Below are 22,920 nucleotides of genomic sequence, written 5' to 3'. Positions count from 1 at the left end.
GACGCTCCCTCCGGCGCGTACGCCCCGCGCAGGTCAGGCGGCGGCGGTGAGGAAGGCGGCGAAGGGATCCACCAGTCGGGCCGGCGCCCGGTTGATGCCGTCGTGCCCGCAGCGCGGGATGGGCAGGACGCGCATGCGGGGTAGGACGGGTGCCAGCGCGGCAGCGATGTCGGGGTAGAACGGCGGTCCGTCCTGCCCGTAGGAGAACAGGACCTCCGCGGCGATCGGCGCGTACTGCTCGGGCGCGCCGGCGTGCGCCGCGATCTCGTCGTCCTCGTCGAGCGTGACGTCGAGCAGCTCGCCCATCTGGCGCCCGACGCCGGTGCGCAGGAACAGCCGGCAGATCGCCGTCTGCACGCCGAGAGGCAGCCGGGACCCCGGGAGTTGCGGGTTGATGGCGGCCCCGACGATCGCCATGGCGCGGGCGGTCTGACCGGCACGCAGGGCCGCCCGCGCCGGCGGGAGGAAATCCAGGCTGAACGCGCCGCCGACGGCCACGGCCGGGTCGTAGAGCGCGAGGCGCGCGATGGGCAGCACGAGCGCCGCGCGCAGCGCGATGAACCCGCCGGAGCTGTGGCCGACCACGGCCCGCGCTCCGGTGTGCTCCAGCACGGCGCCGAGGTCCTCGATGTCCTGCTCCACCGTGTACGGCTCGCGTCGGGCCGGGGCGTCCGCCCGACCCCGGCGGTTGTAGAGGTGCACGGTGCAACGGTCGCCGAGGGCGGCGGCCAGCCTCCGGTACGGCTCGATGGTGACCCCGCCGCCGTGGACCACGACCACGTCGGGGCCGGCGCCGGTCGAGTGCAGGGTGATCTTCTCGCCGTCGGGTGCGGTGATGAGGGCCATGGCGCGCGACCTCCCGGTTGTCCTAGAAACTGCGAACGGTGTTTGCAGTTTACAGTGAATCAGTGAGCGACGCAGCATCCGAAACCGGTCATTCGCAGCGGGACTCGATCTGGCGGCGACCGGAGCGCGGGACGCGGGGGCCGACCCCCGCCCACAGCCGGGACGACATCGTGGCGGCGGCCGTCGCCATCGCCGACGCCGAGGGCCTGGCCGCGGTGTCGATGCGGGCGGTGGCCGCGCGGCTGGAGACCGGCGCCGCCTCGCTCTACCGGTACCTCTCCTCCCGCGAGGACCTGCTCGACCTGATGGCCGACCGGGTGGCGGCCGAGCTGCGTCCGTACCCCGAACCGCACGGCGACTGGATGGACGCGCTGCTGCGGATGGCCCGCGCGCAGCGCGAGGTGCACGAGCGCCACCCCTGGCTGTGGGAGCTGAGTCAACGCGCGTCGGCCATCGGCCCCGAGGCGCTGGCGTTCTTCGACGCCGCCCTCGGGATCATGGCGGCGGTCCCGGCGACGCTCACCGCGAAGTTCGAGGCGATCGCCATGATTAACGGCATCGCCATCCTGTTCGCCCGCCGCACGACGGCCGGTGCCGGGTTCACGTTCGCCGGGATCGACCTCACCCCGTACCCGCACCTCGTGGCGGCGTTCCGCCAGCCGCCCGCCGCGCCTCCCGCCACGGACCTGTTCGACCGCGCCCTGCGCGGCCTGCTGCGGGCTCTCCTCACCCCCGACCCGTCCTGAGCCCCGACCACCGACCCCCGGCCCGCCGGCCGATCGCCGACCCCGGTCCGCCGGCCGACCCCCGGCCCGAGGCGCCCGGCGCGGCGGCGGTTGTGGCCCGGCCCACGACCGTGGGCAGGTGGTGGGCGGCCGACCTATGATCCGACGGTGTTCGACTCGCGCCACATCCGGACCTTCCACGAGGTGGTCCGGACGCGCTCGTACTCCGCGGCGGCGCAGGCCCTGGGATACACCCAGCCGGCGATCACGCAGCAGATGAAGGCGCTGGAGCGTGAGGTCGGCACCCCGCTGTTCACCCGGGTGGGACGGCGGCTGCGCCTGACCGAGGCGGGGGAGACGCTGGCCCGCCACACGGAGACCATCCTCGGCAGCATGTCGGTCGCGCGGCAGCAGATGGCCGCCATCGCACGGCTGCGAACCGGCCGGGTACGCGTGTGCGCGTTCCCGAGCGCCAACGCCACGCTCGTGCCGGAGGCCATGGCGCTGCTCTCGACGGAGCATCCGGGGATCCGCGTGGAGCTGCTCGAGGACGAGCCCCCCGACTCGCTGCGGCGGGTCGTGGACGGCGAGAGCGACGTGACGCTGGCCTTCACCTACCCGGGTCTGCGGGAGGAGGTGCCGGACGAGCTGGTGGAGATCCCGCTGCTGGAGGACCAGCTCACCGTGCTGCTGCCCGTCGGGCACCCGCTGGCCCGGCGCCGGGCCGTCCAGCTCACCGATCTCGCCGAGGAGCGCTGGATCGCCGGGTGCCTGCGGTGCCGTACGAACTTCCTGCACGAGTGCGCGCAGCTCGGGTTCGCGCCCGACATCGTGTTCACCACCGACGACAACCTCGCGGTGCAGGCGCTCGTCGCGCAGGGCCTCGGCGTGGCCATGATGCCCGGGCTCACGCTCTCCTTCCTGCGCCGCGACAAGGTCCGGGGCCGGCCCCTGTCGCCCGCCTCGCGGCGTCAGGTGTCCGCGTACGTCCTGCGGGAGCACCTGCGCATCCCGGCGACCGCCCGGGTGCTGGAGGCGCTCGCGTCGGTGGCCGGACGGCGGGCCGATCAGTCGGAGTGAGGGGCCTTCGATAAGCGCTCCTTATGCTCGGCCAAGAAACTGTTGTTGGACGTGATGGGAGTCAGCGGTCAGGCTGGGGTCATGAGCACTTCGGCCGCCGTTCCCCTGGTCACCGCCCCCACTGCGCGCCTCGCCCGGCTCGTCGAGGAGGTCCGGGACGTGGTGGACCGGGGCCTTCCCCCGGACCTCACCGCGTACCTGGTGGGGGAGCGGCTCGCCCCGCACCTGGGCGCGTCCGACCTGCTCACGCCGGAGCAGTACGAGGGTGACCCCGAGCGCTACCGCCAGCACCTCCTGCACGCGGAGCGCGACGGCGGTTTCTCGATCGTGGCCCTGGTCTGGCTGCCCGGTCAGCGGACGGCCATCCACGACCACGTCGCCTGGTGCGTCACGGGGGTGCACCAGGGCGAGGAGCACGAGCGGCGCTACCGCCTCGTGTCCGACGGCGCCACGGCGCGGCTCGTCGCCACGCAGGACGTCGTGAACCGGCAGGGCGAGGTGTGCGGCTTCGCGCCGCCCGGCGACATCCACCGGGTGTGGAACGGCGGGACCGGCAAGGCCGTCTCGCTGCACATCTACGGAGCGGACATCTCCCGCCTCGGGTCGAGCGTCCGCCGGGTGTACGAGCACCCGGCCGACGACGCGTGACCGGGACACGGGTGCCGGCATGACACTGACCGGGACGGCCGGACACACACCGGGCCCGGCGGCGTCTCCGCGTGCCGGTGGCCGGCGCGGCCACGACGATTCCGACGCCGCCGGACGGCCGGCGGGCGCGCGCGGCGGCGGCATCGTCCCCGGGCTGGTCGCCGCGGCCGTCGGGGCGGCCGTGGCCTGGGCGGTGCACTGGGCGGTGCCCGCCGTGCCGACGCTGACGGCGGCCGTCGTGCTGGGCATCGCGGCCGCTCACCTTCCCGCCGTGCGCGATCGGGTGCGCGGCGTCGCCCGGCCGGGTCTGAGCGTCGCCGGCAAGCGCCTCATGCGCATCGGCATCGTGCTGCTCGGGCTGAAGCTCAGCGTGCAGGACGTCCGCGCGCTCGGCTGGCCGACCATCGTGATGGTGGTCGCCGTGGTGGCGGCCACGTTCGCCGGCACGTGGTGGTTGGGCCGGCGCATCGGCCTGCCCGGCGACCAGCCGCTGCTCATCGCCTCGGGCTACGCCATCTGTGGCGCCTCGGCGATCGGCGCGGTCAGCGCGGCGAGCGGCAGCGACGAGGAGGACGCCGCCGCGTCGGTCGCCCTCGTGACGCTGTGCGGCACGCTGGCCATCGCCGTGCTCCCGCTGCTGCAACATCCGCTGGGGCTCGACGCCGCCCAGTTCGGGCGCTGGGTCGGGGCCAGCGTGCACGACGTGGGGCAGGTGGTCGCCACCGCCCAGACGGCCGACCCGGCGGCCCTCACCGACGCCGTCCTCGTGAAGCTGATGCGGGTGGCCATGCTCGCGCCGCTGGTCGCCGTGGTGGCGCTCGGACTGCGGCGACGCCGGGCGCACCGCGACGGCGCGGACGGCTCCGCGCCGGCCGCGAAGCCGTCGATCGTGCCCCTGTTCGTGGTCGGCTTCCTCGCCATGATCGGGCTGCGCAGCACGGGCTGGCTGCCGGCGGGCGGGCTCGACGGCGCCGCCGTGGCGCAGGAGATCCTGCTCTCCGCCGCGCTGTTCGGGCTCGGCAGCGCCGTGCACCTGCCGACGCTCGCCCGCACCGGCGCGCGGGCCGCCGCGCTGGGGTTGAGCGCGTGGGTGGTGGTCGCCGGCGTGTCGTACGCGGGCGTCCTGCTCACGGCCTGAACCGCGCGGGACGGTCCCGACGCCGGATCAGACGTCGGCGCCCGGGTCGCGGCCCTGGTAGACGTCCGGTACGCCGTCGGCATCGCTGTCGCGCTCCTCGACCCAGCGGAGCCGCCGGTAGTGGCGGTTGCGGGCACGCAGGACGACGGTCGCCAGCAGGGCCGACAGCAGCGACCCGAGCAGCACGCCGATCTTGGTGTGGTCGTCGCGTTCGCTGCCCGCCCCGAAGGCCAGCTCGCCGATGAGCAGCGACACGGTGAAACCGACGCCGGCCAGCAGCGCCAGCCCGAAGACGTCCCACCAGCCGAGCCCCTCGGCCAACCGGGCCCGGCTGAACCGCTGCACCAGCCAGGTCGCGCCGAAGACGCCGGTCGCCTTGCCGACGACCAGCCCGACGACCACGCCCAGGGCGACCGTGTCACCCAGGGTGGCGGCGAGGCCTCCCGCACCCGCGAGCGACACCCCGGCCGCGAAGAACGCGAACACCGGCACGGCCACCCCCGCCGACAGGGGACGCAACCGGTGCTCGAAGTGCTCCGCGAGCCCCGGGCCGGGCCCCGGCGTGCGCCGCAGCACCGGAACGGTGAAGGCGAGGGCCACCCCGGCGACCGTGGCGTGCACACCGGAGGCGTGCACGAGGGCCCACGTCACCGCGGCGAGCGGCAGCAGCAGCCACCAGGACCGCACGCGGCGTTGCACGAGCACGCCGAACAGCGCGAGCGGCGCCAGCGCCAGCAGCAGCGGCCCGAAGTGCAGCGAGCCCGTGTAGAACACCGCGATGATCACGATCGCCAGCAGGTCGTCGACCACCGCGAGGGTCAGCAGGAACGTCCGCAGCGCGGCGGGCAGATGGGTGTTGATGACCCCGAGGACCGCGAGGGCGAACGCGATGTCGGTGGCCGTCGGGATGGCCCAGCCCGCCAACGCCCCGTCACCGGCGCGGGCGTTGAAGGCCGCGTAGATCAACGCCGGGACTGTCATGCCGCCGAGCGCGGCGGCCACCGGCAGCAGGGCGCGGCGCGGTTCGCGCAGGTCGCCCGCCACGAACTCGCGTTTCAGCTCGAGACCCGCCACGAAGAAGAAGATCGCCAGCAGGCCGTCGGCGGCCCACTGCGCCGAGGTGAGGTCCAGGTGCAGCGCCGCGGGGCCGAACGTCTGCTGGCCGATCCGCCGGTACGCCTCCGACCAGGGCGAATTGGCCCAGACGAGGGCGAACACCGCGGCGGCGAGCAGGAGCATCCCGCCCACGGTCTCGGTGCGCAGGATGTCGCCGATGCGTCGCACCTCCGGCCAGCTGCCGCGGCCGAGCAGCGTCGTGCGGTCGGGGGGCGGCATGGCCATCGGAAGCTCCTCCGGGGGTCGGTGAACGTCACCGCCGACCAGACTTCCCGGCACACCACCCGTCATCCTACCCGGCCGATGATCACCAACCCCGTCGGCGCGCGCCCGTTCCGCCGGGCGGCGCCCCGTGACCACGCCGCCCGACTACGCGATCTCGACGAAGTCGATCTCGGCCCAGCGGTCACGGTGAGTCAGCCGGATGGTGTTGAAGCCGGCGTTCAACGTGACATCGGCCCGTACCTGCCGCCAGGTCTCCCAGCCGGAGTTGGGGTAGGTCACCACCTGGGGTGAGCCGCCGTTGACCGTCAGGGTGTGCTGCGCGTCGCCGTAGCCGGCGGCGTACGCGATGTGCGCGCTGTAGCCGCCCGCGCGGGGGGCGAAGACGGTGACGTCGACCCAGCTGTCGGCGTAGTCGAGGTAGGCCACCACCTGTCCCTGCGAGGCGGTCGGCGTGCTGCGCGCGGCACAGCGGTTGAGGACGCCGCGCTCCGCCTCGTACCGGACGCGGCTGCCCCGCACCACCGGGTACTCGCCGGCCCAGCCGAGCGCCGCCACGTACATCCCGCGCGCGCCGTAGTTGTTGATCCAGCCGTGGAACACGATGTGGTCACCGCCGGCCTCCCGGACGACGTCGGCGCCGCCGGGGCCCCGAACGGCGCCGTCGGTCGAGGCGGTCGTCAGCAGGGAGCGGTACGCCTTCGTGTAGGGGCCGGTCAGCGACGTGGCGGTGGCGTAGCTGGTCTGGTAGCCGTCGCCCCCGTATCCGCCCAGGGAGTAGAACAGCACGTAGCGGGCGCCGACCCTGGTGAGCACCGGTGCCTCGATGATGCCCGCCTCCTCCGGCCGGTCGTTGCGCAGGAGTTCGACTCGGCCGCCCTGGAGCGTCACGCCGTCGGCGGCCACACCCTGCAACCACAGGCTCGTGGGTTGACCGATGGCGTTGCCGTCGTCCTTGTAGAGCAGGTAGCGCCGACCGTCGCCGTCGACGAAGCTCGACGCGTCGATGTCGCCGCCCTCGGCGCCGTTACAGACGAGCGGGCCCGTTCCCACCGGCGTGAAGGGGCCCAGCGGCGAGGTGGCCACCGCGGCGCCCAGGCACTGCCGGCCGACGGCCCGGCTGCGCGCGGTGTAGTACAGCAGGTACCGCCCGTCGGCCCGGGCGGACACGTCCGGCGCCCAGGTGAGGCCGCCGTTGGCCCACGCGCCCAGGGTGGGCAGGGCGTCCGGCCGCCGCGTCCACGGCCCGGTCAACGACGTCGCCGTCGCCACGGGCACGTTTCCGTGGCCGTTGTTGGTCGAGTAGGCGTAGTACGTGCCACCGACCTTGATGACGTCGGGGTCGGGGAAGTCGTCGGCGATGACGAGCGCCGCGGGCGTGGTCGCCGCCGTGGCGGCGACGGGGGTGAGGACGAGGGAACCGGCCACCAGCGCGGCGGACAGGCAGGCGAGGGCTCGACGCATGACCGAGTCTAACCACAGATATCGATGGCTGTGCGCGTGCCGGGGCGCCCGATGTGACGAGATATTGCATCAACGCCTCGATGAGTGAAGGATATTGACGAATCGTTGCCGATCCTCCCGGAGGTCGACGTGCGTACCATCGTCCGCGCCGCCCTGCTCGCCGCGGCCGCCGGCGTGCTCGCCGTCGGCCCGGCGGTCCCGGCTCCCGCCGCCGGCCACGCCGACGGCTCCACCGGTCCCGAGCTGGCCGTCGGCGACACGGCCTACGTCGACGTCGCGGTCGCCACGGCCTGGGTACGCCCGGGGGAGGACCGGCCGGTGGACGCGCCCGCCGTCGGCGACCCCGTCGACATCCGCGCCTGGACCGCGGCGATGACGCTGCCCGAGCGGGCCTGGCTGATCGGGCGGCTGGAGACGCAGGCGACCTACGGCACGCCGGTCACCGTCCTGGCCCGGTCCGGCGACTGGTTGCAGGTCGCCATCCACGGGCAGCCCACCCCGCGCAACGAGGCCGGCTACCCCGGCTGGGTCCCGGCGGCCCAGGTGCGTGCCGCGGCGCGGTTCGGAACGCTCGTACGCTCCCGGCCGGTCGTGCAGGTGACCGCCCGTACGGCGTGGTTGTCGGCCGACCCCCTCGGCAGGCGGCACCTCGCGGAGCTGTCGCTGAACACCCGCCTGCCGTTGCTGGCCCGCGCTGGCGCGGCCGTGCGGGTCGCCACGCCCGCGGGCGCCGGCTGGCTGCCGGCCGACGCCGTGGCGACGTACCCCACGGCGGGCGACATCCCGGCTCCCACCGGCGCCGACCTGGTGGCCACCGCCCGCCAGTTCGTCGGCCTGCCCTACCTGTGGGCCGGCACCTCGGCATTCGGGTTCGACTGCTCCGGCTTCACCCACACCGTCTACGGCCTGCACGGCGTGACGATCCCGCGCGACGCGGCGCCCCAGTACGCGGCGGGCACGCCCGTGCCGGACGACCAGCTCCAGCCCGGCGACCTGGTGTTCTACGGGCGTCCCGGTCGCATCCACCACGTCGGGATGTACGCCGGCGACGGCTATGTGATCGACGCGCCGGCGAACTCGTCCACCACGGAGAGCCTGCTGGAGTACGTGCCGATGGCCGAGCACCGGTACGCGTTCGAGTACGCCGGAGCCCGCCGGTTCCTCCCGTGACGGACCGGGGATCGTCCCGGTCGCGGCGACGGCCGGACGGCTGTCGCCACGTACGCCGATTTCGGTTACGGTGATCGAACCGTGTTCTCCTCTCGTCGCCGCATCCTGATCGCCGTCGTGGCCGCCGTCGCCGCCCTCGGCGCGTCCGCGTTCGCCGTCGTCCAGCTCACCGGGGACGACGGGCCCGACGGGCCGGCCGCGGCTCCCCACGTCGTCCAGCCCGGCGCCCCCGGTCAGGCCGGCCGGGCGCTGTCCCCGTCCGAGCAGTCGCAGCTCCCGCCACCACCGGCACACAACGCGGCCGACACGCAGTTCATGCAGCGGATGATCGGGCACCACGCCCAGGCGCTGGAGATGACGGCGCTCGTGGCCGACCGCGCGGAGAGCCGCGACGTGTCGCTGCTGGCCAAGCGGATCGAGACGTCGCAGCGCGACGAGATCGCGCAGATGCAGCGGTGGCTCACCGAGCGCGGCGAGCAGCTCCCCGGCCCGCACGAGCACCACGCCGCACACGACGCCGTGATGCCGGGCATGCTCACCCCGGAGCAGATGAGCCAGCTCGCGGCCGCCCGGGGCGCGCAGTTCGACAGGCTCTTCGTCGACTTCATGATCCGTCACCACGAGGGCGCGCTGACCATGGTGCAGCAGCTCTACGGTGCCGGCGGCGGCCTCGAGCCGGCGAGCGACCGGTTCGCCCGTGAGGTCAACGCCGACCAGGGCATCGAGATCCGCAGCCTGCGAGAGCTTCAGGGCCGCCTCGCAAGCTGACGCCCACGCCCCCGCCCCCGCGCGGTCCGCCCACCCACCGCGCACCACATCACATCACACCGTGCCGCGCCGCCGCAGCCGCAGGGTCGATCATGCAGTTGTGGTGCCTGCCAAAAGGGGCGTATCAGGGTTCGTCGGGCACCACAAGTGCATGATCGACAGCGGAGGTGGGCCCCGCACGGGCGAGGGCCGCGCCCTGCCGGAGCAGGACGCGGCCCTCGGGATGGACCGTCGGTGACGTCAGTCCAAATTGGCGCACTGGCCGGTGGCCGGGCCGGAAACCCGGTTGGCCGCGCCGAGGTTGATCGGCGCCGGCGCGTTGCCGCTGCACGACAGCGGGCCCCGCACCGTGCTGTCCGCCACGATCGGCTCGACCGAGCCGGTGCCGCTGCCGGTCAACACGACCGGGCCGCTGACCTCGCTCTTCACGATGGCCGCGCTGCCCCGCGTGCCGGTGATGCTCACCGGGCCGCGGACGGTGCTCCCGTACAGGTGCACCGCCGCCGCGTTCGCCGCCGACACCGGGCCGGAGATCGACGAGTCGATGGCGAGCAGCGACCCGCCCGGACGCACGGTGACCGGGCCGGAGACGGTGGCCCCGTCGAGGCAGGTGACACCGCTGACCGTCAGGGGGCCGTTGTGCCGGTTCGTGATGCTCGTCGTGCACGTCCGCGCGAGCTGGTCGAAGCGGGCCCGGGCCACCGCGAAGCTCGGCGCCCAGTCGATCTTCGTCTGGCTCTGGGCGTTGAGCTGCGGCACCTGCACCTCACGGGCCGCCTGGATCTCGGCGGCGGTCAGGTGCTCGCTCGGCTTGAGCCCGAGGACGTCGAAGCCGCGGGCGATCTCGCTGCCGTAGACCTGGCCGTTGTACCAGTACGCCGACCAGAAGCCACCCAGGACGCTCGCGGCCGGGTTGATCGGGCCACGGTCGAAGTAGCCGATCTCCCGCGGGTGGGCCGAGTCGGTGAAGTCCATGAGCGAGATGCCGCCCTGGTACCACGCCTGGACGAGGATGTCCCGGCCCGGTACGGGGATCAGCGAGCCGTTGTGCGCGACGCAGTTCTCCTGGAGCGTCTGCGGGACCGGCAGCTTGTAGTAGCTGGCGAAGTGCATCTTCCGGTCCACGATGTCGAAGATCGCGTTGGCGCCCCACTGCGGCTGGTCCGTCTCCCGGCAGCGGGGGCCGGTGCCGCCGCCCCACTCGTCGGTGAAGACGACCTTCTTGCCGTCGTTGCTGATCGTGGCCGAGTGCCAGTACGCGAAGTTCGGGTCGGACACCTCGTCGATCCGCACCGGGTTCGCCGGGTCGGAGATGTCGATCAGGATGCCGTTGCCCTCGCAGGCACCCGCCGCCAACCCCAGCTCCGGGTAGGCGGTGATGTCGTGGCAGGCGTCCGTGACCGGGGACGGGCTCCACGAACCGCCCGACGGGTGGGTCGGCGCGGGCGGGGTGTTCTGCAGGCCGTCGACAGCGCCGGTCTGCGGGTCCGCGAACAGCCGCGGGTTGTTGACGACCGCGGCCTGCTGCGGGGCCGCGAGCGGAACCTTGATGACGTCGATGCGCCACCGCGCCGGGTTGTCACCGGCGGCCGGGGTGTTGTTGCAGCCGGCCATCGTGGTGGCCGGACGCACGCCCGCGGTACCGGAGACGTACACGTAGACGTTCGCCTTGTCGTCCGGGTCCGTCACCAGCGTGTGGGTGTGCGAGCCGCGGCAGGTCTGGACGGCGGCCACCTGCACCGGCTTCGTCACGTCGCTGATGTCGAAGACGCGTACGCCCTGGAAGCGCGTGCCGGTGGTCACGTCCGTCCCGCAGTCGAGCCGGCCGCGGGTCTCCTCGACCGACATGAAGAGCAGGTTGCCGAAGACCGAGACGTCACCCTGCCCACCCGGGCACACCACGCTGGTGACCAGGGTCGGGTTCGCCGGCTGCGAGATGTCGTAGATGTTGAAGCCGTTGTAGTTGCCCACGAAGGCGTGGTTGCCGCCGAAGGCCAGGTCGGACGAGACGAAGCCGAAGTCACCCGGGTTCGCCGGGTTCACCATGCCGGCCGGCTTGTCCCGGTGGGCCAGCAGGTCGAGGTTGCCGCTCGCGCTCTGCGCGTCGAGCCAGCCTCCGCCGAGACCGATCCGGGGGTCCGGGTCGGACGTCTGGCCCGACGCCGTGCCCGGTAACAGGGCGATGAGGAGCGCCGCGGTGGCCGCGGCGCCGAGGAGGCGGCGTTTGCCGCCCGAGGTGCGATGTGATCGTTGCATGCGTGTTCCTCCGCGCACGGTGCCCCGAGGTGGTGGCGGCGCGCATCGGGGCGCGTGCGCGCCGCGGTAGTAAGGACCGTACCGCCTACCCGCCGGTTAGGGATCATGGATGTATTCGCGAAGGACGAAAAAACCGGTGTGAATGCCGGGCGCGTCAGAGTCCTTCCCAGACCGCCTTGGCGCCGGAGTCACCCGTGCGGACGACGTAGTAGACGCTCACACCCGCGGCGACCACGGTGAGGATCCGCACCGGCCACGTCAGCGCACGGTTGGCCGGCCCGGGGCCGCTCGACGCGGGGACCACCAGATAGACCAGCGCCAGCGTCACGACCGCCAGCCCGATCGTCGTGTAGAGCGTCAGGTTGCCGAGCTGCTGGTGCGCCTCCAGCTTCGGCACGTACTCGGGGCTGACCCGGTTGGCCGTCCGCAGCCGGTGGAAGAACGCGTCACCGGTGAGTTTCGCGACCAGCGCGGCGAGCGGCGCGCCGACGGCCAGCAGCCCCAGCACCCAGCGGGTGTGGGAGCGGATCGGTGGGACGAGGGCGTAGCCGATGGCGAGCAGGGCGAGCAGCGGCACGAACACGACGGCGGCGTGGAGCACGAGAGGATGGGCGGGGATGCCCATGAACTCCTCGAACAACGGCCTCTCCTGTACGTGAGGGGGAGGGATCAGCCAGATCAGGCAGCGAACGCTATCCGCAGACGCCCGGCCTGTCATCCCCGGGCACACGACGGGCCAGGTAGACGACGTCCGGCTCGCCCCGCGGCACCTCGACGCGCCGGGTGGTGACCGGGCCGACGGTCGCCGCGAGGCGGGCCGCGTACGCCGGCGACGCCGACGCGCTCCACGCGGCGAGCACACCCCCGCGGGCGAGCCGGTCGCGGAGCAGGGCCGTGCCGTCGTCGTCGTACAGGGCGGCGTTCTGCGGGAACACCGTCCAGTCGGGACCGTTGTCCGTGTCGAGGCAGATCGCGTCGAAGACCTCGTCGGTGGCGCGCAGCCAGGCGACGAGGTCGGCCGTGACGACCCGGACCCGAGGGTCGGCGAGGGCGTGCGCGCTGTACGGGGCCAGCCGCGACCGGTGCCAGGCGACGAGCGCCTCCTCGATCTCGACGACCACGATCTCGGCCGGTACCGGGGACGCCGCGGCCTCGGCCAGGGAGAAGCCCACCCCCAGGCCGCCGATCAGGATCCGGGCCCCCGGCCGTACGAGGGTCAGCGCCTCCCGTACGAGCAGCCGCTCCGAGGCGCCGGCCCGGGTGTCCATGAGGAACACCCCGTTGCTGATGATCTCGTAGTGCCCGGCCCGGTGGCGGAGCACCAGCTCACCGCGCTCGGTCACCACCCGGTCGATCACCGTCGCCGCCTCGCCCACCGGGCCAATCTAGGCCAGCGGCCGGGCCGTGCCAGCCGATTTCCCGGCGGCTCAGAGGCCGAGCGGACCCGGGTCGGTGGCCAGGTCGCGGAACCTCTCGCGCGGGTTGGGGACCAGCCGGCGGGCGGACAGGTCGAGCAGACCGCCCACACCGGTCAGCGTGGCCACGGGGCTGCCGTCGGGGCGCGTGTAGTCCTGGTCGATGTGGAACGTCTTGCGGTCGCCCCAGCGGAACGCGCAGGACACGTCCACCTGGTCGCCGCCGCGCAGCTCGCTGAGGAAGCGCAGGGTGAGTTCCAGCGCGACGGGCCCCACGCCGGTGGCGAGGAGCCGGTCCTGCCGGATGCCGGCGGCACGCAGGCACTCCCACCGGGCGTGCTCCCCGTACTGCAGGTAGACGGCCTGGTTGAGGTGGCCCTGGGTGTCGAGCTCGTAGCCGCGCACGGTGACGCGGACCCGGAACGGATCTCCCACGAGTCCGAGCCTACCGAGGGGTACGACAGTCCCGGCCGGGCGCCGCCGTCACGGCAGCGCCCGGCCGGGAGGCTCACAGGGAGCCGCCCCAGTTGTCGAGGCCGAGTTGGCCGTTGGCGTCGTTGTGGAAGCGGTGTTCGAGGGTGCCGTTGGTGGTGCGGTAGAAGATGTGGTGTTGGCCGGGGGTGGACAGGCCGATGGGGTCGCCGGCCACGACGCCGAGCGCGTTCCAGGTGTCGTTGGCGGGGTTCGTTCCCGGCCACCAGTACCAGTGGGCGAGGTCGCCGTTGGCGCGGCGGCCCACGATGTGCTGCTGGTCGCCGTGGACGAAGGCGTGGGGGTTGCCGACGAAGGTGCCGCCGGCCCAGACGCCGCCGTTGAGGGTTCCGGAGGGGTCGTCGAAGAACCGGTGGGCGAGGTTGCCGTCGGTGTTGCGCCAGAAGACGTGGTGCTGGTTCCCGGCGTACGAGAAGCCGGTGGGGTCAGAGGCGACGCCGGAGGTGATGCCCCAGTTGTCGACGGACGGGTTGATGCCGGGCCACCAGAACCAGTGGATGAGCGCTCCCGCCGCGGTACGGCCGAAGATGTGTTGCTGGTCGCGGTGGACGAAGGCGTGGGGGTTGCCGACGAACGCGCCGCCGGGCCAGACGCCGCCGGAGACCTGGCCGTTGACCGTGTCGTAGAAGCGGTGTTCGAGGTTGCCCTCGGGGTTGCGGAAGAAGACGTGCTGCTGGTTGCCGTACGCGAAGCCGGTCGGGTTCGAGACCACCCGGCCCGTGGTGTTCCAGCTGTCCAGGCCCGGTGGGTTGGTGCCGGACTGGTACCAGTGCCGCAACGTGTTGTCGGTGCCGCGGGCGAAGACGTGCTGCAGGCCGTCGTGCACGTACCCGACGGTCTTGCCCGTCAACGGTCCGCCGCCCCAGTCGGGGCGGACGATCCCCGTCGACGGTGACCACGACAGGTTGATCAGGGTGCCGCCGGTGTTGACGACGGCGACATGTTGCTGGTCGCCGTAGGCGTACGCCTGTCCGGCCACACCGGCGCCGAGCCCGCCGCCCGCGAGGGCCCGGGCGACGTCGGCGCGCATCGCGTCGAGGTCGATGAAGGACGGGTCGATCTTGCCGGTGGTGCTGGTCTCGCGGTGCCCGCGGGCGTAGCTCGCGTCGCGGCCCAGGCGGCGCAGCACCGCGGCGGTCGCCCGCACCGAGTTGGTGTACTGCGCGGCGGTCATCCGTTGGTCGGTGGCCTGGTCCCCGCCGTAGTCGATCTCCCACCCGACCAGCAGGGTGTTGCCGTCGCCGGCGGGGATCGGCCCGCTGCCGCGGCTGGCGCCCGCGTGGTTGCAGCGGCCCGCGGAGATGAGGTGGAACACGCCGTTGTAGTCGACCAGCGCCTGGCACAGCGGGCCCTGGAGGTCGGGCCGGCCGTAGATGCAGGTGTTCAGCGCGGGGTGCGGGTTGCTCGGGCTGGAGAAGGCGGCGGTGTGGTGCCACAGCACGCCGATCGGGTTGAACGACCCCGACACCATCCGGTTGCGCCAGTCGCCCTCCTCCACGACCGGGATGCCCTCCGCGCGCAGGACGTCGGCGAGCCACGGGATGGTGGCCATCAGGATTGCCCCATCAGGTCGGCGACGCACTCGGCGGGCCGGGGCGCCGCCTGCGCCGGGCGGGCCACCAGGGCGACGGCGGCGGCCACGACGGCCGGTAGGCCGAGCAGCGTCCGGCGGCGGAGCCGGGAACGGGTGCGGGTCATGACGCTCCTTCGGGGTACGAGGTCGAGGCGGGTCAGCCGGCGAGCGCGCCGCCCCAGTTGTCGAGGCCGAGTTGGCCGGTGGCGTCGTTGTGGAAGCGGTGTTCGAGGGTGCCGTTGGTGGTGCGGTAGAAGATGTGGTGTTGGCCGGGGGTGGACAGGCCGATGGGGTCGCCGGCGACGACGCCGAGCGCGTTCCAGGTGTCGTTGGCGGGGTTCGTTCCCGGCCACCAGTACCAGTGGATGAGGTCGCCGTTGGCGCGGCGGCCGACGATGTGCTGCTGGTCGCCGTGGACGAAGGCGTGGGGGTTGCCGACGAAGGTGCCGCCGGCCCAGACGCCGCCGTTGAGGGTTCCGGAGGGGTCGTCGAAGAACCGGTGGGCGAGGTTGCCGTCGGTGTTGCGCCAGAAGACGTGGTGCTGGTTCCCGGCGTACGAGAAGCCGGTGGGGTCAGAGGCGACGCCGGAGGTGATGCCCCAGTTGTCGACGGACGGGTTGATGCCGGGCCACCAGAACCAGTGGATGAGCGCTCCCGCCGCGGTACGGCCGAAGATGTGTTGCTGGTCGCGGTGGACGAAGGCGTGGGGGTTGCCGACGAAGGTGCCGCCGGGCCAGACGCCGCCGGAGACCTGGCCGTTGACCGTGTCGTAGAAGCGGTGTTCGAGGTTGCCCTCGGGGTTGCGGAAGAAGACGTGCTGCTGGTTGCCGTAGGCGAAGCCGGTGGGGTCGGACATGACGCGGCCGGTGGTGTTCCAGCTGTCCAGGCCGGGTGGGTTGGTGCCGGACTGGTACCAGTGGCGCAGGGTGTTGTCGGTGCCGCGGGCGAAGACGTGTTGCAGGCCGTCGTGCACGTACCCGACCGTCTTGCCCGTCAACGGTCCGCCGCCCCAGTCGGGGCGGACGATCCCCGTCGACGGTGACCACGAGAAGTTCGTGAGCGTCCCACCGGTGTTCACCATCGTCACATGCTGCTGATCCCCGAACGAGAACGCCCGCCCGGCGACCGCACCGCCGGCGCTCGCCCGCGCCTCGGCCAGCAGGGCGCGGGCCTTCGGCTCGCTCTGGTCGTACCGGTCGGGGAACGCCGACCGCTGCACCCGCTGGGCGATCTGACCGGCCGTGCAGGCCGGGCAGCGCCCGTCCTCCACCTGGGCGCGGCTGAAGAACTGGGTCGAGGCGTAGGTGACGTCGAGGATCTGCTCCGGGGTGCCCCAGCCCTGGCTCGGCCGCTGCTGGAACACACCGAGTGAGTCCTTGTCGCCGCACGGCAGGTTGTTCATGTGCGACTCGACCCACCCGGCCTCGAAACCGGCCAGCAGCACGCGGTCGGAGACCGCACGGGCCACCCCGACCTGGTGGACGATCCGGATGACGTTCGGGTCGTGGTTCGGCGGGATGTAGTCGCAGGCCGCGGCCGCCGGGGCGGTGGTCGCGACGACCGCCGCGGTCGCCGTGAGCACCGCGGCCGCGAGCACCGCGCCCAGCTGGCGGAGGCTTCTTCGGGTACGCACGGAACGCTCCTCCATCCGACGGGGCGATCGACATGGACGGGAATCGATTGCTCAGAGTGTGGGGACGGGTGCGATGGATGTCAATGCCCGGCCGGGTGGCCGGCCGGGCTCGGGTGCAGGGGCGCGATCCGTAAATAACCTTCACGGTGGCGATCCGGGCGGGCAGGCATTGACATCCGTCGAGGTTGGGGGTGTACTCGTCGGCAATCGATTTCCGTCACGGCGCCCGCCGGAGGGACGACCATGAGGCTCCGCATCCGCCGCTGGCTCGGTGCCGCCACCGGAGCACTGCTCATCCTGACCGCACCCACCGCGGCGACGGCCGCCGCACCGGACCGGGACACCGCGGAGGCTCCCGGGCTTCCCGGCGCCCTCGCCGTCGCCGACGACAAGGGGCCGACCGGCTGGGACGCGTACCGCCGTCTCGACCGGCTCCCCGAACTCGCGGCCGGCGCCCGGACGCAGCAGTTCTCCAGCTTCGGCCGCGACGGCTCGAACGACGACGGCTTCGTCGGCACCTACTCGTGCCTGCGCCAGTCCGGCGGCTGCGTCATCGCCGAGGATCGCGGCGCCGGCGAGATCCAGTCGATCTGGTTCACCCGCGACGGCGGCAACGTGAGCGCCACCGGCTGGATCCGCATCGAGCTGGACGGCGTGACCGTCGTCGACACGGGCCTTCCGAACCTGGTCGACGGCGGTCTCGGCAGCCCCTTCGTCGCCCCGCTGGTCAGCAACGCGGACCAGACCTCCGGCGGGGTCACCGTCAAGGTCCCGATGCCGTACCGCACGTCCATGCGGATCACCACGCAGAACAACCCGCTCTTCCACCACGTCACGTACCGCCGGTTCGCCGACGCGACCGGCGTCTCCCGGTTCGACCCCACCGACCGGGCCACCGACGTCGTCGACACGCTGCGCGCCGCCGGCACCCGCGACCCCAAGCCCGCGCAGCCGGGTGCCACCACCGCCGCCGCCACGGTCACCGTCGCCGCTGGCGGTCAGGCCACCGTCGCCACCCTGACCGGTCCCCGGGCGGTCACCGCCCTGCGGCTGCGGATCCCCGACGCCGTGGCCACCGAGCCCACGCTCTCCGGGCTCCGGTTGCGGATGACCTTCGACGGCCGGACCACCGTGGACAGTCCGGTGGGGGAGTTCTTCGGCAGCGGTCTGGGCGAGCGCACGGTCCGCTCGCTGATGTTCGCCATGGACGCGGCACCCGGCGGCTGGTACAGCGCGTGGTGGCCGATGCCGTTCCGGTCCAGCGCCACCCTTGCGCTCGTGAACACCACCGGCGCGGCTGTCGGCGGTGTCCAGGCGGAGGTCACCTCCGCGCCGGGCACCCAGTGGACGAGCGCGCTCGCCGCCGACGGCGTGGCCGGCTACTTCACCACGCAGTCCCGCCGCGCCGATGCGGTCGGCGGCAGCGACTGGACGGTGGCCGACCAGACCGGCCGCGGCCGGTTCGTGGGCGTATCGCACACGATGCGGGGCCACATCGGGGCGGGCAACACCCGCAACTACCTCGAAGGCGACGAGCGGGTGCACGTCGACGGCTCACCCACCCCGCAGATCCACGGCACCGGCACCGAGGACTTCTACGAGTCGGGCTGGTACTTCAATCGGGGCGAGTTCAGCGGCGCCTTCACCGGCAACACGGCGCACCTGCTCCGCAACGGCGGATGCGCCGACGAGTGCGACGCCGCGTACCGCCTCATGATCGGCGACGCCGTGCCGTACGCCAGCGCCCTGCGGTTCGGCATCGAGCACGGGCCCGCCAACGACATGCCGGCCACGTACGCCTCCACCGCCTTCCTCTACACGCAGCCCACGGTCGCGCTGAGGCGCACCGACACCGTCGTCGTGGGCGATGCCGCAAGCCGCACGGCACACGCCTACGCCGACGGGGCGGCGAGCCAGTACGCGCTCACGGCGCCGTTCGAGGGCGACGACGACAACCGACCCCTCACCGACCAGGTGCGCGCCACCACGGCGGCGATCACCTTCCGCGTCGCCGTCGACCCGGGCAACCAGGGCGTACGCCTGCGCCGCCAGGGCGACCAGGCCAACAGCCACCAGCAGGTCGCGGTGACGGTGGACGGCGTACCCGCCGGCGTGTGGCTCCAGCCCCTCGGCAACGCCCGGCAGCGCCGTCTCGCCGACGAGTTCGTGCTGCCGGCGTCGCTCACGGGCGGCCGGTCCGCGATCACCGTCACGCTCACCCCGGCCGGCGGGGCGCCGGCGTGGACCGCCGCGCGCTACACCGCCGACAGCATGGTCACACCGTTCACCGACACCGCCGCACCGGCCGCCCCGGCCGGCGTCACCCTGGCCGGCGGGCGGGTGCACGCGCTCGGCCTGTCGTGGGCCGAGCCGTCCGACAACGTCGGTGTCGCCGCCTACCGGCTCTACTCCTCGACCGCGCCGGGCGTCGCCGTCACACCCGCCAACCTGGTCGGCACCACCCGCGCCACCGAGTTCCGGCACGGCCCGCTGCCGGCCAACCAGACCCGCTACTACCGCGTCGTCGCGGTCGACGGCGCCGGCAACGCGGGCCCGCCGTCGGGCGAGGTGTCGGCGACCACCCGCGCCCGCAACGTCAGCGACGCCGACGGGGACCGCCGCGACGACGCCGTCGTCTTCACGCGGGGCACCGCCGCGGACGTCTTCACCTCGCTCTCCGACGGCGGCCGGTTCGTGCAGGACGGCTGGCTGTGGAACGACTTCTTCGCCCTCGACGGCGAGATTCCACTGACCGGGGACGTGAACGGGGACGGCCGCTCGGACGTCATCACCTTCACCCGCGGCGACCTGGCCGACGTCTACGTCGGCCTGTCCACCGGCTCCGGTTTCACCGGCGGCGCCAAGTGGCACGACTTCTTCGCCGCCGGCACGGAGATCCCGGCGGTCGGCGACGTCAACGGCGACGGTCGCTCGGACATCATCACGTTCACCCGTGGGGACAGCGCCGACGTCTACGTGGCCCTGTCGACCGGCTCCGGCTTCGGGCCCGGCGTCAAGTGGCACGACCACTTCGCCCTGGGCACCGAGCTGCCCGCCGTCGGCGACTTCGACGGCGACGGCCGCGACGACATCGTGACGTTCACCCGCGGCACCCACGAGCAGGCCGACGTGTACGTCTCCCGCTCCGACGGCACCCGCTTCGCCGAGGACGGCTGGAAGTGGCACGACCACTTCGCCGTCGGCACCGAGCTGCCGGCCGTCGGTGACGTCGACGGCGACGGCCGCGACGACATCCTGTCGTTCACGCGCGGCACGGCGGCGGACGTGTTCGTGTCGCTGTCCGACGGCGGCCGGTTCGTGCAGGACAACTGGAAGTGGCACGACCTGTTCGCGGTCGGCGCCGAGGCGCCGGGTGTCGGCGACTTCGACGGCGACGGCCGCGCCGACATCGTGACCTTCACCCGCGGCACCGCGGCGGACGCCTTCGTGTCGCTCTCCGACGGCGGCCGGTTCGTCCAGACCACCTGGAAGTGGCACGACCACCTGGCCGTCGGTGGTGAGCTGCCCCGGCCGAGCGTCCTGTGACGGGCCGGGGGAGGCGCGCACGACGTTCAGAGCCGCCGCTTGTGCCCGTCCCGCGCGACGATGCCGTCGAGGCGTACGCCGGGAGGGACGGCCTTCGGGTCGAACCAGAAGATCACCACCTGCGGGTCCCCGCTCCACCGGGCCAGCCGGGCGACGACCTGCCGGCCCCGGACGGTCCCGACGATCGTCGCGGCCGGCCCCACGAAGTATCCGAAGACGGGCGCGGCGGGTCGGCCCGCGCCCGGCTCGTCGTAGCCGATCTCGTGGAACCCGGGCCGGCGGTCGCTGCCCGTGACGTCGTTGAGCAGATAGTCCGGGACGAGCTGACCGGTGGCGGTACGGCGGCCGGCGACGAGCCCGATCCGCACCCTGGGGGCGCCCGGCACGTCGACGGGGACCATGTAGAAGACGCGCTCCTCGGCGTCGTACCGGATCCCGCTGCGTACCACCGTGCCGACCGGCCGCGTGCCGGGCTGCCCGGGAGTCGTCGTGACGGCCGGGGTGGGCGCCGGCGCGGCACGGTCGGCGGACGCCGCGGGAACCGGAGCCGGCGCCGCCGGGCGCGACGGGGCCGGGCCGGCGGAGCGCAGTCCCACCGGGACGCCCACCGCCACCGCCAGCGCGAGCACGGCGGCACCCGCGCCGGCCAGCCGACGCCGCCGGCGGATCCGGCGACCGGTACGCATGACGGCGTCGAGGTCGACGGCGGTCTCGCCCGTCCACTCGGTCGCCCGCATGGCCTCGCGAAGCTGCTCCACCTCGTTCATCGGCACGTCCCGTGGACCTCCGGCGCCCGCAGACCGCTGCTGCGGAGCTTGCCCAGGGCGCGGGAGCCGGTGCTCTTGACGGTCCCCACCGAGATGCCCAGCTCGCGGGCCACCTGTGTCTCGGGCAGGTCGAAGTAGTAGCGCAGGACGACGATGGCGCGCTCGCGGGGGCTCAGCTCGCCGAGGATGGCCAGCAGCCAGCGGCGGGTGGCGACACCGTCGGCGATGTCGTCGGCGCGCTGCTCGGGCAGGTCCTCGGTGGCGTACTCGCGGATCGGCCGCCGCCAGCGGTCGACGAGGTGGTTGACCAGCACCGACCGGGCGTACGCGTAGGCGTCGTTGTCGCGGATCCGGGACCAGGAGGCGTAGGTGCGGGCCAGGGCCGTCTGCGCCGCGTCCTCGGCCTGGTGGTGGTCACCGGTCATCAGGAAGGCGGCGTGCACCAGACGGCCGGAGGCGGCCCGGGCGAACTCGACGAACTCCGCGTCACCGCGCGCCATGCCCGCCCTCCCCACACGTCACGCCGATCAAGACGGCCGAGACGGGCGAAAGGTTGCGTCCCCGCCTGATCAACTTTTCGGGCCGGCCGACCGTCCTCCTTCCTGCGCACCGGCCGTCCGTCGTGCGCGCCGAGGGGAGACGCATGACACCGCAGAGTTCGAGCCGCGCCCGCGCGGCCGCCGGTCGGGCGCTGCCGCTGGCCGCCCTGCTGCTGACCGTGCTGGCCGCCTGCGCGGCACCGGCGGCGGGCCGGCCACCGGCCGGCCCACCCGTCGGGTTCGTCGCCCCGTCGACACCCGTGGCCGCGCCGCCCCGGCCCACGCGGTCGGCGCCCGAGCCCGTCACCTATCCCGCCGACGGCGGAAACCGGTGGCAGGTCGCGGCCGCCGAGCCGCCCGGCAGCCCGCACGGGACCGGTCAACTCCTGCGCTACCGGGTGGCCGTGGAGCGCGACATCCGCGGGCTGTCGGTGCCCGGGTTCGCCTCCGACATCACCCGGATCCTCGACGGGCCGGGCGGATGGACCGCGGGCGGGACGCTGAGCCTGCGTCGGGTGGGGCCCGGTCAGTCCGCCGACTTCACCATCTACCTGGCGACCCCCGGCACGCGGGACCTGCTGTGTCAGGACGTGCCGGACGGCTACACCTCCTGTCGCAACGGCGATCGGGTCGTGCTCAACGTCGCCCGCTGGGTGAAGGGTGTGCCCCGGTACGGCGCGAGCCTCGCCACCTACCGCACGTACATGGTCAACCACGAGGTCGGGCACCGGCTCGGCCACGGGCACGAGCGCTGCCCGGGCCGGGGTCGACCGGCGCCCGTGATGCAGCAGCAGACGCTGGGCCTGCACGGGTGCACGGCGAACGCCCTGCCCTACCTTCATGGCGAGCGGTACACCGGGTCGTCCGGCGCGTACGACGACCCGATCCCGGCCCGCGAGGGCGGCCGGGCCCACTGAGGTGACCTGCGGCGGACCCGTCGCGTGCGCGGGGTCGACCGGCCCGGCCAGCTCGCGGGCTCGCGGGGGAGCGGCGGAGACGCCTCAGCGCAGCGGACCGTCACCCGCGCCGAACGGGTCGTCGACCAGGTGGACGGCCGCCTCCTCGGCGCTGGCACCACCGGCGTCGATCCCGACGTCCCAGGCCACGGAGTCGGCCTGCTCGTCCTCGCCGAGGCCCTCGTCGTCGGCGACGAGCCGACCGGCCCGCGCCTCCCGCTCGTAGCCGCGCCGGGTCAGCTCGTCCTCGTCGTCGGCCGCGTCGGCGTACGGGTCGATGTCCGGCTCCTCCTCGGCCAGCAGCTGCTCGAGGGACTCACCGGCCCGCTCCTCGGCGGGGGTGGTGCCGAACCGGTTCGCGCCGACCCAGTGGTCGCCGGCGGCGATGCCGGTGTCGAGGGGGTCGGCGACCCGGTCGTCGTCGAGGGTGTCGGAGGCGTCGAGGACGCCGTCGTCCTCGGCGACGTTCCACTCCTCGACGCGGTCGGTGTTGTCGGTCTGGCTCATGGCGGTCTCCCCTCGTCACGCGCTCGCGGGACGGGTGCCAGCCTAGGTCGCGATCCGAG

At 73.4% G+C, this 22,920-nt stretch carries 21 protein-coding genes; 8 read left to right on the top strand and 13 right to left on the bottom strand.

Annotation, left to right across the window (positions count from 1 at the left end; translation table 11 throughout):
• Positions 1 to 33 precede the first annotated feature (33 nt).
• Positions 34 to 846, bottom strand: coding sequence for an alpha/beta fold hydrolase (locus ACSNOA_RS20400; RefSeq protein WP_436660535.1), 813 nt, complete (start codon positions 844 to 846; stop codon positions 34 to 36).
• A gap of 62 nt (positions 847 to 908) precedes the next feature.
• Between ACSNOA_RS20400 and ACSNOA_RS20395 the strand changes: the two genes are divergently transcribed.
• From ACSNOA_RS20395 to ACSNOA_RS20380, 4 genes are all read left to right on the top strand, one after another.
• On the top strand, positions 909 to 1,592 hold the full coding sequence (locus ACSNOA_RS20395) for a TetR/AcrR family transcriptional regulator (protein WP_436660533.1): 684 nt from the start codon (positions 909 to 911) through the stop codon (positions 1,590 to 1,592).
• Between the two features lie 147 nt (positions 1,593 to 1,739).
• On the top strand, positions 1,740 to 2,651 hold the full coding sequence (locus tag ACSNOA_RS20390; protein WP_436660531.1) for a LysR family transcriptional regulator: 912 nt from the start codon (positions 1,740 to 1,742) through the stop codon (positions 2,649 to 2,651).
• An 81-nt stretch (positions 2,652 to 2,732) separates the two neighbouring features.
• Positions 2,733 to 3,299, top strand: a complete 567-nt coding sequence (locus ACSNOA_RS20385) for a hypothetical protein (RefSeq protein ID WP_436660529.1) — start codon at positions 2,733 to 2,735, stop codon at positions 3,297 to 3,299.
• A gap of 19 nt (positions 3,300 to 3,318) precedes the next feature.
• Positions 3,319 to 4,437 carry a YeiH family protein gene (locus ACSNOA_RS20380; RefSeq protein ID WP_436660527.1) on the top strand — a complete coding sequence of 373 codons (1,119 nt, stop codon included), beginning with the start codon at positions 3,319 to 3,321 and terminating at the stop codon, positions 4,435 to 4,437.
• A gap of 27 nt (positions 4,438 to 4,464) precedes the next feature.
• Here the strand turns inward: ACSNOA_RS20380 and nhaA are convergent, their stop codons facing one another.
• On the bottom strand, positions 4,465 to 5,778 hold the full coding sequence (nhaA, locus tag ACSNOA_RS20375; protein ID WP_436660525.1) for a Na+/H+ antiporter NhaA: 1,314 nt from the start codon (positions 5,776 to 5,778) through the stop codon (positions 4,465 to 4,467).
• Between the two features lie 144 nt (positions 5,779 to 5,922).
• Positions 5,923 to 7,239, bottom strand: coding sequence for a family 43 glycosylhydrolase (locus ACSNOA_RS20370; RefSeq protein WP_436660523.1), 1,317 nt, complete (start codon positions 7,237 to 7,239; stop codon positions 5,923 to 5,925).
• A 129-nt stretch (positions 7,240 to 7,368) separates the two neighbouring features.
• Between ACSNOA_RS20370 and ACSNOA_RS20365 the strand changes: the two genes are divergently transcribed.
• Together ACSNOA_RS20365 and ACSNOA_RS20360 are read left to right on the top strand one after the other, a co-directional pair.
• The gene (locus ACSNOA_RS20365; RefSeq protein ID WP_436660521.1) at positions 7,369 to 8,409 is read left to right on the top strand and encodes an NlpC/P60 family protein; all 1,041 of its coding nucleotides are present in this window, start codon (positions 7,369 to 7,371) and stop codon (positions 8,407 to 8,409) included.
• Positions 8,410 to 8,490: 81 nt separating this feature from the next.
• The gene (locus ACSNOA_RS20360) at positions 8,491 to 9,177 is read left to right on the top strand and encodes a DUF305 domain-containing protein (RefSeq protein ID WP_436660519.1); all 687 of its coding nucleotides are present in this window, start codon (positions 8,491 to 8,493) and stop codon (positions 9,175 to 9,177) included.
• A gap of 240 nt (positions 9,178 to 9,417) precedes the next feature.
• On the opposite strand, the gene ACSNOA_RS20355 is transcribed toward ACSNOA_RS20360, so the two are convergent.
• From ACSNOA_RS20355 to ACSNOA_RS20325, 7 genes are all read right to left on the bottom strand, one after another.
• Positions 9,418 to 11,433, bottom strand: coding sequence for a hypothetical protein (locus ACSNOA_RS20355; protein ID WP_436660517.1), 2,016 nt, complete (start codon positions 11,431 to 11,433; stop codon positions 9,418 to 9,420).
• A gap of 154 nt (positions 11,434 to 11,587) precedes the next feature.
• Positions 11,588 to 12,073 carry a DUF2231 domain-containing protein gene (locus tag ACSNOA_RS20350; protein ID WP_436660516.1) on the bottom strand — a complete coding sequence of 162 codons (486 nt, stop codon included), beginning with the start codon at positions 12,071 to 12,073 and terminating at the stop codon, positions 11,588 to 11,590.
• A gap of 52 nt (positions 12,074 to 12,125) precedes the next feature.
• On the bottom strand, positions 12,126 to 12,818 hold the full coding sequence (locus tag ACSNOA_RS20345) for a spermidine synthase (RefSeq protein ID WP_436662390.1): 693 nt from the start codon (positions 12,816 to 12,818) through the stop codon (positions 12,126 to 12,128).
• Between the two features lie 42 nt (positions 12,819 to 12,860).
• Positions 12,861 to 13,283 carry an acyl-CoA thioesterase gene (locus ACSNOA_RS20340; protein WP_436660514.1) on the bottom strand — a complete coding sequence of 141 codons (423 nt, stop codon included), beginning with the start codon at positions 13,281 to 13,283 and terminating at the stop codon, positions 12,861 to 12,863.
• A gap of 73 nt (positions 13,284 to 13,356) precedes the next feature.
• Entirely contained in the window at positions 13,357 to 14,892 is a 1,536-nt protein-coding gene (locus ACSNOA_RS20335; RefSeq protein WP_436660512.1) for an N-acetylmuramoyl-L-alanine amidase, read from the bottom strand.
• Positions 14,892 to 15,038 (bottom strand): hypothetical protein, encoded by a 147-nt coding sequence (locus ACSNOA_RS20330; RefSeq protein WP_436660511.1) that lies wholly within the window; start codon positions 15,036 to 15,038, stop codon positions 14,892 to 14,894. The genes ACSNOA_RS20335 and ACSNOA_RS20330 overlap by 1 nt, the downstream gene beginning before the upstream one ends.
• A gap of 32 nt (positions 15,039 to 15,070) precedes the next feature.
• Complete coding sequence (locus ACSNOA_RS20325) at positions 15,071 to 16,546, bottom strand: peptidoglycan DD-metalloendopeptidase family protein (protein WP_436660509.1); 1,476 nt, start codon at positions 16,544 to 16,546, stop codon at positions 15,071 to 15,073.
• Positions 16,547 to 16,789: 243 nt separating this feature from the next.
• Here ACSNOA_RS20325 and ACSNOA_RS20320 point away from each other — a divergent pair, with 243 nt between their 5' ends.
• Positions 16,790 to 20,092: a DUF2961 domain-containing protein gene (locus ACSNOA_RS20320; protein ID WP_436660508.1), complete on the top strand. Its 3,303-nt coding sequence runs from the start codon at positions 16,790 to 16,792 to the stop codon at positions 20,090 to 20,092.
• Positions 20,093 to 20,118: 26 nt separating this feature from the next.
• Here the strand turns inward: ACSNOA_RS20320 and ACSNOA_RS20315 are convergent, their stop codons facing one another.
• On the bottom strand, positions 20,119 to 20,859 hold the full coding sequence (locus tag ACSNOA_RS20315; protein WP_436660507.1) for a hypothetical protein: 741 nt from the start codon (positions 20,857 to 20,859) through the stop codon (positions 20,119 to 20,121).
• Complete coding sequence (locus tag ACSNOA_RS20310) at positions 20,856 to 21,359, bottom strand: SigE family RNA polymerase sigma factor (RefSeq protein ID WP_436660505.1); 504 nt, start codon at positions 21,357 to 21,359, stop codon at positions 20,856 to 20,858. Before ACSNOA_RS20310 ends, ACSNOA_RS20315 begins: the two co-directional genes overlap by 4 nt.
• Positions 21,360 to 21,502: 143 nt before the next feature.
• On the opposite strand from ACSNOA_RS20310, the gene ACSNOA_RS20305 reads away from it, so the two are divergent.
• Positions 21,503 to 22,315 carry a DUF3152 domain-containing protein gene (locus tag ACSNOA_RS20305; RefSeq protein ID WP_436660503.1) on the top strand — a complete coding sequence of 271 codons (813 nt, stop codon included), beginning with the start codon at positions 21,503 to 21,505 and terminating at the stop codon, positions 22,313 to 22,315.
• Positions 22,316 to 22,399: 84 nt separating this feature from the next.
• On the opposite strand, the gene ACSNOA_RS20300 is transcribed toward ACSNOA_RS20305, so the two are convergent.
• Positions 22,400 to 22,861 (bottom strand): DUF5709 domain-containing protein, encoded by a 462-nt coding sequence (locus tag ACSNOA_RS20300; RefSeq protein ID WP_436660501.1) that lies wholly within the window; start codon positions 22,859 to 22,861, stop codon positions 22,400 to 22,402.
• Between the last annotated feature and the right edge of the window lie 59 nt (positions 22,862 to 22,920).

Source organism: Micromonospora sp. URMC 103 (assembly GCF_051386435.1).
Lineage (GTDB): Bacteria > Actinomycetota > Actinomycetes > Mycobacteriales > Micromonosporaceae > Micromonospora.
Note: the sequence above shows the minus strand (reverse complement) of the source record. Positions and strands in the feature narration are given on the sequence as shown.

Excerpts from the sequence above, each read along its gene's own strand:
- nhaA (WP_436660525.1), bottom strand. The coding sequence starts at position 5,778 with ATGGCCATGCCGCCCCCCGACCGCACGACGCTGCTCGGCCGCGGCAGC.
- ACSNOA_RS20335 (WP_436660512.1), bottom strand. The coding sequence starts at position 14,892 with ATGGCCACCATCCCGTGGCTCGCCGACGTCCTGCGCGCGGAGGGCATC.
- ACSNOA_RS20305 (WP_436660503.1), top strand. The coding sequence starts at position 21,503 with ATGACACCGCAGAGTTCGAGCCGCGCCCGCGCGGCCGCCGGTCGGGCG.
- ACSNOA_RS20385 (WP_436660529.1), top strand. The coding sequence starts at position 2,733 with ATGAGCACTTCGGCCGCCGTTCCCCTGGTCACCGCCCCCACTGCGCGC.
- ACSNOA_RS20310 (WP_436660505.1), bottom strand. The coding sequence starts at position 21,359 with ATGGCGCGCGGTGACGCGGAGTTCGTCGAGTTCGCCCGGGCCGCCTCC.
- ACSNOA_RS20315 (WP_436660507.1), bottom strand. The coding sequence starts at position 20,859 with ATGAACGAGGTGGAGCAGCTTCGCGAGGCCATGCGGGCGACCGAGTGG.
- ACSNOA_RS20380 (WP_436660527.1), top strand. The coding sequence starts at position 3,319 with ATGACACTGACCGGGACGGCCGGACACACACCGGGCCCGGCGGCGTCT.
- ACSNOA_RS20300 (WP_436660501.1), bottom strand. The coding sequence starts at position 22,861 with ATGAGCCAGACCGACAACACCGACCGCGTCGAGGAGTGGAACGTCGCC.
- ACSNOA_RS20400 (WP_436660535.1), bottom strand. The coding sequence starts at position 846 with ATGGCCCTCATCACCGCACCCGACGGCGAGAAGATCACCCTGCACTCG.
- ACSNOA_RS20320 (WP_436660508.1), top strand. The coding sequence starts at position 16,790 with ATGAGGCTCCGCATCCGCCGCTGGCTCGGTGCCGCCACCGGAGCACTG.
- ACSNOA_RS20330 (WP_436660511.1), bottom strand. The coding sequence starts at position 15,038 with ATGACCCGCACCCGTTCCCGGCTCCGCCGCCGGACGCTGCTCGGCCTA.
- ACSNOA_RS20355 (WP_436660517.1), bottom strand. The coding sequence starts at position 11,433 with ATGCAACGATCACATCGCACCTCGGGCGGCAAACGCCGCCTCCTCGGC.
- ACSNOA_RS20370 (WP_436660523.1), bottom strand. The coding sequence starts at position 7,239 with ATGCGTCGAGCCCTCGCCTGCCTGTCCGCCGCGCTGGTGGCCGGTTCC.